Genomic DNA, 14,831 nt, shown 5'->3' with positions numbered 1-14,831 from the left:
CAAGCTGGAAATTATGCCGAGCGCTAACCAGCCGCCCGCCGCGGGGCCAGATTGGCGGCGCCATCAGCCGGCGGCGCGATCTGCATCAGGATGGTCTGGACCGGGGATGCGACCTCGATGCCGTTCTGCTGGAAGCGCAGCTTCATGCGGCGGTTGAATTCGCGCTGGACCGGCCAGCGGCCCGCCTCCGTGCAGCGGATCTGGCCGACGATCGACACCATGGCACCATCGACCTTGTCGATGCCCCACAGATCGAGGTCGCCGCGAATTGCCGCGCGAAACTCCGGCTCGCGGCGCATCTCCTCGACGATGTCCTTGAGGATCTGGCCGGCGCGGTCGGTGTCCTCCTTGTAGGCGACATTGACGCTGACGGATGCATTGCCGGCGCCGCGGCTGGCATTGGTGATGGTCGTGACCGCGCTGAACGGCACGATGTGCACGGCGCCGTCGCCGGCGCGCAGACGAATGGTGCGGATCGAGACGTTCTCGACCACGCCGGAGAGGCCGGAGACGCTGACATTATCGCCGACCTGGACCGTGTTCTCCAGCAGCAGGAATAGGCCGGTGATGAGATCCTGCACCAGCTTTTGCGAGCCGAAGCCGATGGCGATGCCGACGATGCCGGCGCCGGCCAGCAGCGGCGCGACGTTGACGCCGATCTCGCTCAGCGCGGTGAGGCCGACGACAGTGGCGATCAAGCAAAGCAGCGCCGTTCGCAGCATCGGCTGGAAGGTGCGCAGGCGCGCCGCGCGGGCGTAGTGCCCGTCGCGCGACAGCGTATTGATCTGGCGGTCCAGCAGCGCGTTGCTGGCTTCCCAGACGGCGGCAGCAATGAGCACAGCGATGCCGATGGTCGCAACCGCCGAAATCAGCCGGCTACCGATCTGGCCTCCATAGAACCAGACGATGGCGTCGACGCCCCAGACTTCGAGCACGGCCACGAAGCCGATGAACGCGATCACGCTGGATACGATCTTGCGCAGCAGCGGCAGATAGCGGTTGGCGCGGATCTCGAGGCCCGGAAAGCGCTGGAGGATCTCCGGCTTGATGCGGAAGCCGCGGTCGATCAGGCTCAGCGTCACCATGATGGCGACGCGCGTGATCAGCGCCACCACTACGGTGCCGACAAAATATTGCAGCAGCAGCGAATAGCCATTGCGGATGTTGAGCGCCCAGACCGCCCACAGCGCGAGGTCGAGCGCGATGGCGAGATAGTGCCAGCCGCCGGCAATGCGGTTGCGCAGTCGCGCCGCGATCCCTTGCCGCTCCGCCGGGGCGCGGATGGCTTCGGCGACCTGGCGGCGGCATTGCAGGATGATGACGACGACGAAGAGATGCACGACCAGCAACACCATGCGCAGCAGCGCCGCATAGCCGGCACGATGCAGGCCGAGCAGCAGCGCCACATTGGCGAAGGCGATGCCGGAGACACCGACGCCGACGATGCGCCGCGCCCAGATCTCGATATAGGCCGCGGTTTCTGCCCGAACCGGAACCAGGCCAAACGGCCCCGCCAGCGCGCGGACGACGCAGATGAGCCCGCGCGAGAACGCATAGGCATTGACGACGGCGAGGATCACGAGGCGGACGGTTGCGGGATCGCCGATCTCCGTGCCGAGCAGTGCGGTTGCGACGCCGATGAAGACGAACACGGGGAGCAGTTCGAGCAGGAGACGCCCGAACACGAAGGGCAGCCGCAGCAGCAATTGCCAGACACGTGCGAGACTGTGGCGGCGCTTGTGCAGATCGGGCGCAGGCGTGACATCGGCGACCGATGACGGCGGATCGGCGATGGGCAGCACCTGCGCCGGCAGGCGCGCGGTTTGCGGGACGCGTCCTTCCAGGAAGGCAACGGGCCGCCGGATCGCGCGGAAGATCACCCACTCCGCCGCAATGGCGCAGCCGAGCACCAGCGCGAGCTTCCACGCGATCTCGATCAGGAGGTTGTAGGCGACGGGATCGTTGGCGGTCCGTACGATCCAGTAATAGAAGGCGGGGAAATGCGTCAGCGTCCGCGCCACGTCGGCGATCTCGCGCGAGATCTCGCCGATCTCTTCCGACACCGTGAGCAGGAGCTGTGCGCCAAGGCCGTCGGCCGAGAGCGGGATCGGCGATTTCTGCTCGGGCGCCGCGGGCACGGGTTGCTGCTGACCGGGCACATTCGCGATCACGCGCAGCGTATCGATCATCTGCGCACGCTTTTTGTCGTCCTGGAGCGTCTCCAGCGCCCGCTTGGCTTCCTCCGGCGACAGTGCGGCAGCCCTGTTGGCGGCCGGCGGCTCGGCGCGGACGGTGGAAAGAGATGAGATCGCGATGAAGAGAGCGGCGAGGAACGCCGGGGCAAGCTTGTGCGACACGAGGATTCCCTGGAAAAGCGCATGCGCCGGCGGAGTCGGGACTGTCGCCGCCGAAGCACTGCGTCATGTCGTATCGACGCTATTCGCCCCGGCGCTGTGTCGGAAGTTGGCCAACGAGGCGACATTCTCTTGGCATTTGCCGCAGTGCAGGAACGGGAACCGTCGGCTCCGCGCGGCCGAACATCGACCGAGTGCGATGCGCGCGACAAAACCCTCCCGTCATTCCGGGAGTCGGCCCGGAATGACGGCGAGGAGGAGGAGAAAGCAGGATGTCAAAGCGCCTGTCATGGCGGCCGCATCACGGCCATCCGACACGATCGGTGTGATGCAAAATACAGCGCCGGGTAGGTAGGGGCTTTGCCTCACTGATGCAGCCCGCTAAACCTTTACCCGGCGTGCCGTTCGCGGTTTCTGCCGCTATGCGATAGTCCGAACGAGCTCCATCGCACTTAACGCGGCTGGATCTGCGGAGGTGGTGTCATAGACCTCCCCTTGCTCTTGAGGTGGACGACGCGTCGCTTGTTTGCGACCAACGGCATGCTCCTCCCGCGACATAAAACTGTCAAGCAGGATCAATGGTGCCGGTATCACATTTGAGGACGTGTTCCCTCCACCGCGATAGATTGATCGCAGTGGATCAGGGAATAAATTCCCTCCCGCCGCGTTTGTGTCAGAGAGTCCATTCGCCTTCCGCATTCCATCCATTTCCAGAAAGCAAGACATGAAAGCATTACTTTGCATCACCGCTGTCGCGGCCCTCCTGACTGGATCAGCCTTAGCGCAGACCCCTCCGCAGACCTCGACCAAGAAGGTCGACGGCACCGAGAACGTCTACGTCTTCCGCTATGGCGGTCATCAGTCGATGTTCATCGTGACGCCGCAGGGCGTGATCGCGACCGACCCGATCTCGTATTTGCGTCCGGCAAAGCCCTATATCGACGCCATCAAGGCCGTCACCGACAAGCCGATCAAATACGTCATCTACAGCCATCACCATTACGATCACATCGCCGGCGGCCAGCCCTTCAAGGATCTCGGTGCCACCTTCATTGCGCACCGGCGGACCAAGGAGCGCCTACTCGAGCTGAAGAAGCAGAATTCGCTGCTCGCCGATGTCGTGATGCCGGACCAGGTGATCGACGACAAGAAGAGCATCACGCTCGGCGGCACCACGCTGGAGCTGAACTATGTCGGCCGCAACCACTCCGACAATTCGCTGGTGATGCGGCTGCCGAAGGAGAAGATCGTCTTCGTCGTCGACTTCGCGCCGATCGAGTCCGTGCAGTTCCGCAACATTCCCGACAACGCCTCGCCGATCGAGTATATCGCCTCGCTGAAGAAGCTGGCCTCGCTCGACTGGGAGCGGATGATCCCCGGCCATCCCTATGCCGGCGGCCGCTTCGGCACCAAGAAGGACGTCGAGGACGACATCGCCTACATGGAAGATCTGTCCGCGGAGGTGAAGAAGGCCGCCGATGCCGGCAAATGCTTCGACACCGCGATGAAGGAAGTGAAGCTGCCGAAATACGAGAAATGGGCGAATTACGAGACCGCCCTTCCCGCCAATATCGAGCGCTTCTGCTACTGGTGGGGCCGCGGGTATTGAGGGTCGGCTTGCTCAGACGCGACGAGCTTCGCTCGCGCTGAGATCGTAGGGTGGGCAAAGGCGCTCTTGCGCCGTGCTCACCACCTCTCGCCGGATGAAGATTGGTGGGCACGCTTTGCTTTGCCCACCCTAGGGATCGCCGCTAGCGAACGCGCCGCCCTGTCCTCGCCGACGGCGCCTGCGCGAAGTACGGATTCGTCAGACATGTCGCCGGACGCCCCTGCGCGCTTGCCTGGCACTGGGCGAACGAGGAGAAAATGCAGTCCATCCGCTCGCCCTCCAACTCGCCGAAGACGTGCAGGCAGACCGGCGCATCGCCCCCATAGGTCTGGGCGCGCGCGGAACCGGCGATCAAGAGCGCGGCGAACAGGGAAACGACGACAGCAGGCTTGTACACGACAACCTCGAAATCAGAGAAACATTTCAGTCAAATCAACCGTCGACGAGCTGCCGATACAGTCAAAGTTTTGCGTCAGCCAGATTCGCGCGGCCTCGCGCCCCTCGTCACGCAGGCGGCACAAGAGGCTCCATTCGGGATGGAACTGCGTGGCCGTTCCGAGCTGCGACATCAATTGGTCGTTTCCAATCCAGTGCATGAACATGCGGCTGTGCGTGTTGCGATCGAGCTCGCCATTATCGATCAGCCGGGTCGCGAAGGCAATCGCGCGCATCTCACGCATCAGTGACGAATTGAAGCTGATCTCGTTGATGCGATGGAGAACGTCGGCGGCGCTCGCCGGCAGTTCGTCACGCCGGATCGCGGTCACCTGCACGATGATGACGTCTTGGCTACCTTTTCGATAGATCAGCGGAAAGATCGCGGGATTTCCGAGATAGCCGCCATCCCAATAATGCTCGCCGTCGATCTCGACCGCCTGGAAATATGGCGGCAGACAGGCCGAGGCGAGCACGGTCTCCGCGCTGAGCAGCGGCGTCTGGAACACCTTGATCTTGCCGGTGCGGACATTCGTGGCGTTGAGAAATAGCTGCGGTGCGTCCGGCGATGAATTGAGCCGATCGAAATCGACCACGCGTAGCAGCAACGACCGGAGCGGATTGAAGTGGAGGGGGTTGAGCAGGTTCGGCGGCACCGTGTGCGTCAGCGTGTGGATGAAAGCATGGACAGGGTGATATTCCGGCGGCAGCTTGAGGGCCTGGATCAACTGGTTGAGTGGCGAGAACAGGTCATAGACCTGATCCATCCGCGAGACCTCGTACCAGAACGCATGCAGGTTCTGCCGCGCCCCCTCGGCTCCGCCGATGGCCATGCCTGAGGCCAGCACCACCGCATTCATCGCGCCCGCGCTTGTAGCGCTGATCGCCTCGATGGCGAGCCTGCCGTCCTCGAGCACGTGGTCCAGCACGCCCCAGACGAAGGCGCCGTGCGCGCCGCCGCCCTGAAGCGCGAAGTTGACGTTCTTCTGGTTGCTGGTCTCACGGGCGGTCACTTTGCGGGCTTCCTGCCTCCCTTCCCCTCCCGCTCCAGCGCCTTGCGCACCTCGTCGAATTCGGCAAGCGAGGCCTTGTCGGCGCGGGGGAAGCGCAGGTCCAGCTTTTCGAGCGCCGCGACGATCGCCGAGCCGATCACGACGCGCGCGAACCATTTGTGGTCGGCCGGCACGACATACCAGGGCGCGTGCGACGTTGCCGTATGCCGGACGATGTCCTGATAGACCGCCTGGTAGCGCGGCCACAGCGCGCGCTCCTTGATGTCGTCCATCGAGAACTTCCACTGCTTGGCCGGTTCCTCGAGCCGCTCAAGGAAGCGCTCGCGCTGCTCCTCCTTGGATAGATTGAGGAAGAATTTCAGAACCACCGTGCCGTTGCGGCTGAGGTGGCGCTCGAAGGCGGAGATGTCCTCGAACCGCTCCTTCCAGATGTTCTTGGTGACGAGCCTCTGCGGCAGCTTCTGCTTGGCAAGAATCTCCGGATGCACCCGCGTGACCAGGCACTCCTCGTAATGGGAGCGGTTGAAGATGCCGATATGGCCGCGCTCGGGCAGCGCGATCGCGTGGCGCCAGAGGAAATCGTGATCGAGCTCCTTGGTGCTCGGCGCCTTGAAAGCATGGACCTCGCAGCCCTGCGGGTTGATGCCCTCGAAGATCGCCTTGATCGCAGAATCCTTGCCGGCGGCGTCCATGGCCTGGAGCACGATCAGCACCGACCAGCGGTCCTGGGCGTAGAGCTTCTCCTGAAACTCGATCATCCGCTTCTTGTTGGCGTCGAGAATCTCCTGCGCCTTCTCCTTGTCGAGATCGCCCTTCTCGTTGGTCTTGTAATCCTTGAGGTGAAACTTGCCCGATCCGTCGTAACGGAACGGCGTGATGTAGCTGTCAAGTTCCTGGGCGAGCGATTTGGACGGCTTCTTGCTCATGAGCGCGGGGCACCTTGCGTTGCGGCTTCAATCGGTCGAGCAGGCTACCAAGGATGCCCTTGGGAAGGAATATGATGAAAAGGACCAGCAGCACGCCATAGACGAGGTTGTCCCAACCGACCGCCTTGGTGCCGAAGCCGATACGCAGGGTTTCCGCCAGCAGAATGGTGATGACAGCGCCAAAGGTCGGGCCGAGCGAGACGAACAGGCCGCCGACGATGGCCGCGAACACCATCTGGAGCGACACCGCGATGCCGCTGACGGTGTCGGGGGTGATGAACATCTGGTACTGGCAGTAGATTGCGCCGGCGAGCGCCGTCATCACCGCACTGAGCAACGTAATTTTCAGCTTCTCCGCGGTGACGTCGACGCCGGCGGCGGCCGCGGCATCCTCATCCTCCGAGATCGCCTCGAGCGCGTAGCGGGCCATGCTGCGGTCGACCCAGTGCCAGACCACGATGCCGAAAAGCCAGACCCCGAGCGCGATCAGATACCAGGTCGTCTTGTCGTCGAATTGCAGCGCCAGCAGCTTGTTGCCCGAGGCCCGGTTCGGCGTATAGCCGAGCGAGCCGCCGGTATAGTCGCGCGTCGCCGTGATGACCTGGAGCACGATTCCTGACAGCGCCAGCGTCACCAGCACGAAATAGTGGCCGGTGATGCGGAAGCGGAAGCAGGGATAGCCGACGATGAGCGCCAGCGCACCCGCCGCAACCATGCTGATGGGAATGCCGATCCAGGGCGACCAGCCCAGATGATTCCAGAGCAGCGCGGTGACATAGGCGCCGATCCCCATGAAGCCGCCATGGCCGAGCGAGACCAGACCGAACCGTCCCATCATCGACCAGGACGTGTAGGCGAACGACCAGATCAGGATCAGCACCAGAATGTGCAGATGATAGGGGTCGCGATAGAGGAAGGGCAGCGCGACCAGCGCCGCCAGCCCCACCGCCCATGCCGCAAGCCGCCCCTGCCCCATCATCGGCGCCTCGCAAGCAGGCCCGCGGGCCGGATGAACATCATGACGATGAAGAAGGCGAAGGCGAGCACGTAGCCCCATTCGAGGTCGGAGAACAGGCCGCCGAGCGATATGATCTCGGCGAACACAAAGGCGGCGATGAAGCCGCCGATGAAATTGCCGAGCCCCCCGAGCACGCAGATCAGGAAGGTGATCGGTCCGAAGGAGAGGCCGACGAAGGGATGCACGTCATATTGCAGCACCAGCAGGCAAGCGGCGAGCCCAGCCAGCGCGCCGCCGAGCGCGGAGGTGATGAGATACATTCTCTTCGTGTCGACGCCCATCAGCGCCATGATCTGCCGATCCTGGGAGATGGCGCGGATCGCGGTGCCGGTGAAGGTGCGGGTCATGAACAGGTACACTGCGACCATGCCGACCAGCGCGGCCAGAAAGGATAGCAGCCGCGCGTAGCTGAAATTCATGTCGCCGAAGGCGAGCACCGGCAGGCGGATGCCGAGATTGCGGAAGTCGATGCCGAAGGCGACGGTGGCAAAGCTCTGGAGCACGAACAGCACCCCGCCTGTCGCAAGCAGCTGGTTGATCGGCGGCGCGGTGAGCAGCGGCGCGATCACGAGATAGTGCAGCGCGGCGCCGAGGATCGCGACGAGCAAAATGGTGAACGGCGCTGCGATGAAGTAGCTGAGGCCGTAATACTGCACGATGAAATACATGGCGTACATGCCGATCATCACCAGCTCTGCGTAGCAGATCCAGGTCACGTCGATGACGCCAAAGATCAAGTTGAGCCCGAGCGCGAGCAGTGCCAGCACGCCGCCGAGCAGGATGCCGTTGATCACGGCCTCCAGCAGATAGATGTCGAAAATGCCCAAAAAAGCTTGCATGCCTGCATGAACCTCATACCCCGAGATACGCTTCCTTGACCGTGTCACTCGCCAGCATCTCGGCCGAGGTGCCGGACGCCCGGATCGTGCCCGCCTCGATCAGATAAGCGCGATCAACCACTTTCAGCACCTGCTGCACGTTCTGCTCGACGATCAGCACCGTCAGGCCGCGGGCGCGGATTCGCTTCACCAGCTCGAACACCTGCTGCACCACGACTGGCGCCAGTCCCGCCGACGGCTCGTCGAGCAGCAGGAGTTTTGGATTCGACATCAGCGCGCGGCCGATCGCGCACATCTGCTGCTCGCCGCCGGACATGGTGCCGGCCATCTGGTGGCGGCGTTCCTTCAGGCGCGGAAACAGGTCGAACACGACATCCAGCCGCTCGGCATAGTGGCCGCGTGCCTCCTTCATGAAGGCGCCCATCTTGAGATTGTCGTCGACCGTGAGCTGCGGAAACAGCCGCCGGTTCTCCGGCACATGCGCGATGCCGAGGCTGACGATCTTGTGCGGCGGCGTCGCCACGACATCGACGCCCTCCATCCTGATCGACCCGCGCGTGGGACGGATCAGGCCGGAGATGACGCGCATCAGGGTGGTCTTGCCGGCGCCGTTCGGGCCGATGACGCCAACGGCCTCGCCCGCCTTCACGTCGAGATTGACGTCGAACAGCGCCTGGAACGTGCCGTAACCCGCGCTGACCGAACGAAGCTCCAGCATCGTCTAGCCTCCCGAGCGGCGGCGCGCTTCCGCCGCCGCGGCCTGCGTGGTCTCGGCATCGGTGCCGAGATAGACCTCGATGACGCGCGGGTCGCCGGCAACCGCGCTCGGCAACCCTTCCGAGATCTTCTCGCCGTGATCGAGCACCATCACGCGGTCGACGACGCGCATCAGCACGCCCATGATGTGCTCGACCCAGATGATGGTGATGCCGAGCTCGTCGCGGATGTTGCGCAGCATGTCCGCCGCCTGGTCCATCTCGGTCTCGTCGAGACCGCCGAGGCTCTCGTCGGCGAGCAACAGTTTTGGCGCGGTGGCAAGCGCTTTCGCCAATTCGAGCTTCTTCAGGCCGGCCGCCCCGAGTCCATCGACGCTGGCATGGCGATCGGTCGGCAAGCCCACCATCGCAAGTGACCGCTCGGCCGCCTCCTCCGCCCTGGCACGACTGTGGCGGCCCTGGCCGTAGAAGCCGGCCAGTGCGACATTCTCGAAGATTGTCAGGCGCCGGAACGGCCGCGGAATCTGGAATGTGCGGCCGATGCCGCTGTTGATGATCCGGTGTGGCGCAAGGCCCGCGATCTCGGCGCCGCCGAACAGGATCGAGCCGGATGTCGGCGCCAGCGTGCCGGAGAGCATGTTGAAGATCGTGCTCTTGCCCGAGCCGTTGGGGCCGATCAGGCCGAGGATCTCGCCCTGATCGACCCGAAACGACACGTTGTTGACGGCGGTGAAGCCACCAAACCGCTTCACCAGCCCGCTGACTTCCAGCACCGTCTTGCTCCGCCGCTACTGGTTGCTGTAGGTGGTGCCCTTCGGCAGCGGCAACACAGCCTCGCGCTGCGCCTGACTCTTGGGCCACACCACAGAGGATTTATCGTCGATGTACTGGATCACGACCGGGAACGACCGCTCGTTCTGCCCGGCCATCGGCGTGCCCTCGCCGTAGAACTTGACGCCGAAGCCGAGCATCGTGCCGCCTTCGGGGATGTCGGTGTCTAGCGCGGCCTTGCGCAGCGCGTCGGGATCGACGCCGCCATACTTTTTGATCGCGCGCGGCAGCACATCACTCATGAACACGTAAGTGTTGGACGCGCCGATGCCGACATGCGCCGAGCGGATGGCAACGCCGGGCCTGATCTTGTCGAACTCCTCGCCGACCATCTTGATCACGGGCGGGAGTTTGGGATCCATGGTCTTCTGGTTGGCGAGCCAGATCGAGATCGGGTCGGTGTTGAAGATGTAGGTGGCGTCAGCCCCCATCCCCTCTTTCAGCTTCTCGTAGACGCCGTAGCCGGCGCCATGGCCCATCAGCGCTCCGAACTTCAACCCCTGCTCGCGGGCCTGGCGCAGCAGCAGCGTGATGTCAGGGTTGTAGCCGGTGTGGAAAATGACGTCGGGCTTGGCACGCTTCAGCTTGGTCACCAGCGCGGAGAGATCGGGCGCCGTCGCCGAATAGCCTTCCTTCATCACGACGTTGAAGCCCGCCTTCTTCGCGCCTGCCTCATTGCCCCTGGAGACGTCGACGCCATAGGCGCCATCCTCGTGGATGATGGCGACGCGCAGGTCCTTCGGCTCCTTGTCGAACTTCGCCTTGGCATTCTGCGCGATGAAATCCATCGTCATCATGCCGAACTGGTCGCCGCTCGCCTGCGGGCGGAACACGTATTTGTAGCCCTTGTCGTTGAACACGGCCGACGAGATGCAGGTCGTCATCCACATGAACTTCTTGAGCTGCTCGACGCGGGCAGCGACCGGCACGCATTGCGCCGATGAGAAGAAGCCGAGCACCATGTCCACCTTCTCCTGCTCGAGCAGGCGGACGGATTCGTTGATGGCGATGTCGGGCTTGCTCTGCGCGTCGGCGTAGACCGCCTCGATCTTGTAGCCTTCGACGCCGGTCTTGGCGAAATGGTCGAGAATAATTTTTGCGCCGATATAGCCGAGCTCAGATCCACCGCCCGCGAGAGGCCCGGTCAGGTCGAAAACAACGCCGATCTTGATCTTCTTCTCTTGAGCCTGAGCCGAAGCCATCAAGCCCGTCGCTGATATCGCGACCAACAGCCCACGTACCAAGCGGGCAGCCATGCGCAGGCGCATCTAAACCTCCCTGGACGATTGTGCATTGCAGTCTTCTTGCTTTTGCTTTTTGGCCCATCACATGGGCTGGGGGCAGCGATGTCAAGCCTCGCGCTTCAGCGCGACGCGAACTGCTGCTCGATAAAGGCCGTGACAAATCGCGGCATGGTCGGCGTGAGATCACTCATCCCGCGCACGAGATGAATGGCCGACAGCTCCGGATCGGCTTCGCGGGCGAGGTTGGCCTCGATCCGGGCCCGGGCCACGTCACCCGGCATGTCCAGGTTGATAATTTGAATCATTGCAATCGACGGACCAGTGACGACACAGTGCCAGTCCGGCTGGGTCCGGTAGTCGGCCGCGGTCAAGCCGGTTTCTTCCCCGAGTTCGCGGATGACACTGCCGGGAATGTCGAGCGCGCCGTCACTGACGTCGTCGAGATCGGGCGTGCCCGAGGGGAAATAGATGCGGCCCGCATTGGCGGTGTGCTGCGCCATCTCGCCCATGATGAAGGCGCCGTCGGAGGCGCGCAGCGCGCCCATGCCAAAACCGTTGAACACGGCCTTGTCGGGAAAGCCCCAGTCGCGCCAGGCAAGGAAGCTCGCGAAATCCGTCTCGAAATAGGTCGCGGCGAGATGGCCGTCCGTGAACACGGCATCGCGCCCGAGCAGGACGCGGCCGTTCCACATCTTCGGCCGCTCGCGCTGCTTCTCGGCGAAATGCGCCGCAATCTCGGCGCGGCGCTCTTCGGCGAACGGCCAGGCGATTGGCCGCACGGCAAGATCAAGCGTCGTGACGCGATGAATGACCAATGACGTCATGACAGCTGATTACAATGCCTTCGCGTCAGTTATTTGGCATTCCCCGTGGTCTTCTTGGCCTGATCGACATACTTGTTGGTAAAGGTCTTGCTGACGTCGATCTTGGCGGCGGCCACCTCGGGCGAGCCGACGCTGAACACCGCGAGCACGGCGTCTGCGCCCTTCGGGTCCATCTTGCCGGTTTCGGAGAACATCGGGATCGTGTTCTTCAGCGCGGCGAGATAAAGCTCCTTGTTCTTGCCGACCATCTCGTCCGGCATCTTCGCCATGATCTCCTCGGGCGAATGCGAATGGATCCAGCCGATCGTGGCCAGCATTGCGTTGGTGAGCGCCTGCGTTTCCTTCTCGTGGCCGTTGATCCAGGCCACGGTCGAGTACAGCGCGCCGCCCGGATATTCGCCGCCGAACGTCTCGAGCGTGTCCTTCTGGGTGCGGGTGTCGCTGAGGATGCGCAGATCCTTGTGGCTGCCCTGGAGCACGGTGACGGAGGGATCGAGCATCACGGCGGCGTCAATCTGCCCCTGCTCCATCGCGGCCACGGCGGTGGCGCCGAGGCCGACGCCGATCACGGCGGTGCCGGCGGGATCGAGCCCGTTCTTCTTGAGCAAATATTTGAGGAAGAAGTCGGTCGAGGAGCCCGGTGCGCTGACGCCGACCTTCTTGCCGGCGAGATCCTTGATCGACTTGATTTCGTTCGTGTGCGACGGCGAGACCACCAGCACGAGGCCGGGATAACGGTCATAGACCACGAAGGCCTGAAGCTCCTGCTTCTTGGCGGCGAGATTGACGCAATGGTCGAAATAGCCGGAGACGACGTCGGCGCTGCCACCGAGCACGGCCTTGAGCGCGTCCGAGCCGCCCTTGAGGTCCACGAGCTCGACATTGAGGCCCGCCTTCTCGTATTCGCCGAGCTGCTTTGCCAGCACCGTCGGCAGATAGCACAGGCAGGCGCCGCCGCCGATCGCGATGGTGACCTTGCTTTGCGCCGCGGCAAGACCGGTGGTGAGCGTGAGCGCGAGCAGCGCGCCGGCGAGCCTGGCAATCGTGTTCTTCATTGGTTTCCTCCGTTCGGCCGGCGGCACCATAGAGCAGCGGGACTGGCTTGAGAAGCACCGCTTAAGTGGCACTGGCCATTGGCCTTTCGGCGCAATAACATGCTCAGACAAGAACAATTCTTGATGGGGAGGATCATCCATGAATCGCCTTGCAATCGGGCTGTCGATCGCCGCCGCCTTTGCCGCCGGATGCGGCGCAAACCAACTGCTCCGGCCGGCGCTGGCCGCGGAGAACGTCACCGCGCAGATCATCCATACCGGCGAGATGGAAGGCGACGCGCTCGGGCCCGCCAACAATGTCGGCTACCGTTCCAAGATGTTTGCCAGCGCCGACGGCGCCACCATCTCGATCCAGGTCGGCAATGTGCCCAAGCACATGCATCCCAACACCAACGAGATCCAGTACATCCTCGACGGGACCGGGACGATCTGGCTCGGCGACAAGGAGGTGACGGTGAAACCTGGCGACCTCGTCATCATCCCGAAGGGCACCCCGCATGGTGGCACCAAGCCGATCAGCGGACAGGTCAAGGCGATCGCGATCAAGACGCCGCCGCAGGCGCCCGATGACACCAAGCTGCTGGATTAGGCTCCCCGCAACTCGGGCCGGTTGAACGTTCGGGCTCGCACTGCCGTGCGGGCCCATTTCGTCGGTTTCGAGGCTAGATCGGGCGCGTCTGTTTCCGGATCTCGTTCGCGATCGGCTTGAGAGTGTCTCCCGGAAGCTGGCCGACGAGCGTGTAACCCATGCCGCCATCCGCCCACACGAAGCCAGCGACATCGCCGGTCGATTGCGGCATCATCGGCGTATCCAGATTGCGGTTGCTCATCGGACGCGTCAGCACGACAAGCCGGTCGCCGTGATCGTCATCGTACATGAACATCGCGGCCGGGCCGTGCGACGTCGCAACCAGGCGACCGCCCATCAGCCGATAGCCGGATACAGAGAGATCCGGCACCTTGACCGGCTGTTTCAGCCGATTCGATACCCATCGCGTGAGCTCGGCACTGTCGGACGCGCGTATCTCGACCGGCCGCACGCGGTCCGGTGCGTAAACGCCATACGAATAGGCTGCCTCCTGTGCCAGCGCAGACAGTCCGTTCGAGCCCTCCTGCGAGACGCCGCGCATGGTCCACCCGCCGAGACCGCCGATGCCGAGAAGCAACATCGCAGCGATCGCCCACCACGCCCGCATGGGAGGCCGCCTCCGGCTCTCGATGATGTGCGACAGATTCAACTCGGCCGGCAACGGCTCGTCGGCGATCGACGCAAATGCCCCGCGCAGCTGCTCGCGCTGGGTGGCGAAGGCCGCAACGCGCGCGGCGACATCCTGATGATCGTCCAGATAGGATGCGACCTCCGCGCGCCGCTCAGGCTCGAGCGCCTGGTCGACATAGGCGTGGAGATCGTCCTCGGTGATCGGCCGCCGGTTCATTTCACGCCCCGCAATGCCACGACGTTCCCTGGAGCCACGCCCTCCATCTCCTGCAATAGCCTCTCCCGCGCGCGCGACAGGCGCGACATCACGGTCCCGACCGGAATCTTCAGCACTCCCGCGGCGTCCGCATAGGATAGATCCTCAACCGCAACAAGCAACAACACGGCACGCTGCTCTTCCGGCAGTCTCGCAAGCTTTTTCAGGACATCCTGATAGATCAGCCTGTGCTCCTGCGCGGCGGCGCTGGCGAGCTCACGCTCGCCTGCATCGTCGATCGGGATATGCCTGCCCCGCGCCGTCGCCTGGCGGAATTGCGTGACCGCCAGATTGTGGAGGATGCTGAACAGCCAGGCGCGCACGCTGCCGTCGCGCCGCTGATGCCAATGGCTGACGGCACGCTCCAGGCAATCCTGAACCAGATCATCGGCAGCCGCGCGATCGCGCAAAAGCGCGCGCGCGTAGCGGCGGAGCGCGGGGATAAGCGGCTCGACCTGAACCAGCATGTCCTTCACGAGGCGTTCCACCTAC

At 63.6% G+C, this 14,831-nt stretch carries 15 protein-coding genes; 2 read left to right on the top strand and 13 right to left on the bottom strand.

Annotated elements, in window-relative coordinates:
- Nucleotides 1-23: 23 nt before the first annotated feature.
- Entirely contained in the window at nucleotides 24-2,357 is a 2,334-nt protein-coding gene (locus tag ABIB95_RS25505) for a mechanosensitive ion channel domain-containing protein (protein WP_354243098.1), read from the bottom strand.
- Nucleotides 2,358-3,078: 721 nt separating this feature from the next.
- On the opposite strand from ABIB95_RS25505, the gene ABIB95_RS25500 reads away from it, so the two are divergent.
- A complete protein-coding gene (locus ABIB95_RS25500) occupies nucleotides 3,079-3,963 on the top strand; it encodes an MBL fold metallo-hydrolase (protein WP_354243095.1) in 885 nt (294 codons plus the stop codon).
- Between the two features lie 142 nt (nucleotides 3,964-4,105).
- Here ABIB95_RS25500 and ABIB95_RS25495 read toward each other — a convergent pair whose 3' ends face one another.
- From ABIB95_RS25495 to ABIB95_RS25450, 10 genes are all read right to left on the bottom strand, one after another.
- Nucleotides 4,106-4,360, bottom strand: a complete 255-nt coding sequence (locus ABIB95_RS25495; protein WP_071910559.1) for a DUF3551 domain-containing protein — start codon at nucleotides 4,358-4,360, stop codon at nucleotides 4,106-4,108.
- A gap of 13 nt (nucleotides 4,361-4,373) precedes the next feature.
- Nucleotides 4,374-5,411 carry a patatin-like phospholipase family protein gene (locus ABIB95_RS25490; protein ID WP_354243091.1) on the bottom strand — a complete coding sequence of 346 codons (1,038 nt, stop codon included), beginning with the start codon at nucleotides 5,409-5,411 and terminating at the stop codon, nucleotides 4,374-4,376.
- Complete coding sequence (locus ABIB95_RS25485) at nucleotides 5,408-6,337, bottom strand: polyphosphate kinase 2 family protein (protein WP_283017479.1); 930 nt, start codon at nucleotides 6,335-6,337, stop codon at nucleotides 5,408-5,410. The genes ABIB95_RS25490 and ABIB95_RS25485 overlap by 4 nt, the downstream gene beginning before the upstream one ends.
- Nucleotides 6,297-7,316 carry a branched-chain amino acid ABC transporter permease gene (locus ABIB95_RS25480; RefSeq protein ID WP_028156473.1) on the bottom strand — a complete coding sequence of 340 codons (1,020 nt, stop codon included), beginning with the start codon at nucleotides 7,314-7,316 and terminating at the stop codon, nucleotides 6,297-6,299. Before ABIB95_RS25480 ends, ABIB95_RS25485 begins: the two co-directional genes overlap by 41 nt.
- Nucleotides 7,313-8,194: a branched-chain amino acid ABC transporter permease gene (locus tag ABIB95_RS25475; RefSeq protein ID WP_063981643.1), complete on the bottom strand. Its 882-nt coding sequence runs from the start codon at nucleotides 8,192-8,194 to the stop codon at nucleotides 7,313-7,315. Before ABIB95_RS25475 ends, ABIB95_RS25480 begins: the two co-directional genes overlap by 4 nt.
- Nucleotides 8,195-8,207: 13 nt before the next feature.
- Nucleotides 8,208-8,912 carry an ABC transporter ATP-binding protein gene (locus ABIB95_RS25470; protein ID WP_028150400.1) on the bottom strand — a complete coding sequence of 235 codons (705 nt, stop codon included), beginning with the start codon at nucleotides 8,910-8,912 and terminating at the stop codon, nucleotides 8,208-8,210.
- A 3-nt stretch (nucleotides 8,913-8,915) separates the two neighbouring features.
- On the bottom strand, nucleotides 8,916-9,683 hold the full coding sequence (locus tag ABIB95_RS25465) for an ABC transporter ATP-binding protein (protein ID WP_028150401.1): 768 nt from the start codon (nucleotides 9,681-9,683) through the stop codon (nucleotides 8,916-8,918).
- Nucleotides 9,684-9,698: 15 nt separating this feature from the next.
- On the bottom strand, nucleotides 9,699-11,009 hold the full coding sequence (locus ABIB95_RS25460; RefSeq protein ID WP_282520626.1) for an ABC transporter substrate-binding protein: 1,311 nt from the start codon (nucleotides 11,007-11,009) through the stop codon (nucleotides 9,699-9,701).
- Between the two features lie 95 nt (nucleotides 11,010-11,104).
- A complete protein-coding gene (locus ABIB95_RS25455) occupies nucleotides 11,105-11,809 on the bottom strand; it encodes a hypothetical protein (RefSeq protein WP_028150403.1) in 705 nt (234 codons plus the stop codon).
- 29 nt (nucleotides 11,810-11,838) lie between these two features.
- A complete protein-coding gene (locus ABIB95_RS25450) occupies nucleotides 11,839-12,864 on the bottom strand; it encodes an ABC transporter substrate-binding protein (protein WP_071910550.1) in 1,026 nt (341 codons plus the stop codon).
- Between the two features lie 139 nt (nucleotides 12,865-13,003).
- On the opposite strand from ABIB95_RS25450, the gene ABIB95_RS25445 reads away from it, so the two are divergent.
- Nucleotides 13,004-13,453, top strand: a complete 450-nt coding sequence (locus ABIB95_RS25445; protein WP_015684397.1) for a cupin domain-containing protein — start codon at nucleotides 13,004-13,006, stop codon at nucleotides 13,451-13,453.
- A 73-nt stretch (nucleotides 13,454-13,526) separates the two neighbouring features.
- On the opposite strand, the gene ABIB95_RS25440 is transcribed toward ABIB95_RS25445, so the two are convergent.
- Together ABIB95_RS25440 and ABIB95_RS25435 are read right to left on the bottom strand one after the other, a co-directional pair.
- On the bottom strand, nucleotides 13,527-14,300 hold the full coding sequence (locus ABIB95_RS25440; protein WP_354243086.1) for an anti-sigma factor family protein: 774 nt from the start codon (nucleotides 14,298-14,300) through the stop codon (nucleotides 13,527-13,529).
- Entirely contained in the window at nucleotides 14,297-14,806 is a 510-nt protein-coding gene (locus ABIB95_RS25435; protein ID WP_354243167.1) for a sigma-70 family RNA polymerase sigma factor, read from the bottom strand. Before ABIB95_RS25435 ends, ABIB95_RS25440 begins: the two co-directional genes overlap by 4 nt.
- Between the last annotated feature and the right edge of the window lie 25 nt (nucleotides 14,807-14,831).

It is taken from the genome of Bradyrhizobium sp. LA2.1 (assembly GCF_040547725.1).
GTDB classification, from domain to species: domain Bacteria; phylum Pseudomonadota; class Alphaproteobacteria; order Rhizobiales; family Xanthobacteraceae; genus Bradyrhizobium; species Bradyrhizobium barranii.
This window is presented reverse-complemented; position numbering and strand designations above follow the sequence as displayed.

Coding starts and splice junctions, on each gene's coding strand:
- ABIB95_RS25450 (WP_071910550.1), bottom strand. CDS start 12,864: ATGAAGAACACGATTGCCAGGCTCGCCGGCGCGCTGCTCGCGCTCACG.
- ABIB95_RS25485 (WP_283017479.1), bottom strand. CDS start 6,337: ATGAGCAAGAAGCCGTCCAAATCGCTCGCCCAGGAACTTGACAGCTAC.
- ABIB95_RS25445 (WP_015684397.1), top strand. CDS start 13,004: ATGAATCGCCTTGCAATCGGGCTGTCGATCGCCGCCGCCTTTGCCGCC.
- ABIB95_RS25500 (WP_354243095.1), top strand. CDS start 3,079: ATGAAAGCATTACTTTGCATCACCGCTGTCGCGGCCCTCCTGACTGGA.
- ABIB95_RS25470 (WP_028150400.1), bottom strand. CDS start 8,912: ATGCTGGAGCTTCGTTCGGTCAGCGCGGGTTACGGCACGTTCCAGGCG.
- ABIB95_RS25460 (WP_282520626.1), bottom strand. CDS start 11,009: ATGCGCCTGCGCATGGCTGCCCGCTTGGTACGTGGGCTGTTGGTCGCG.
- ABIB95_RS25475 (WP_063981643.1), bottom strand. CDS start 8,194: ATGCAAGCTTTTTTGGGCATTTTCGACATCTATCTGCTGGAGGCCGTG.
- ABIB95_RS25440 (WP_354243086.1), bottom strand. CDS start 14,300: ATGAACCGGCGGCCGATCACCGAGGACGATCTCCACGCCTATGTCGAC.
- ABIB95_RS25480 (WP_028156473.1), bottom strand. CDS start 7,316: ATGATGGGGCAGGGGCGGCTTGCGGCATGGGCGGTGGGGCTGGCGGCG.
- ABIB95_RS25435 (WP_354243167.1), bottom strand. CDS start 14,806: ATGCTGGTTCAGGTCGAGCCGCTTATCCCCGCGCTCCGCCGCTACGCG.
- ABIB95_RS25455 (WP_028150403.1), bottom strand. CDS start 11,809: ATGACGTCATTGGTCATTCATCGCGTCACGACGCTTGATCTTGCCGTG.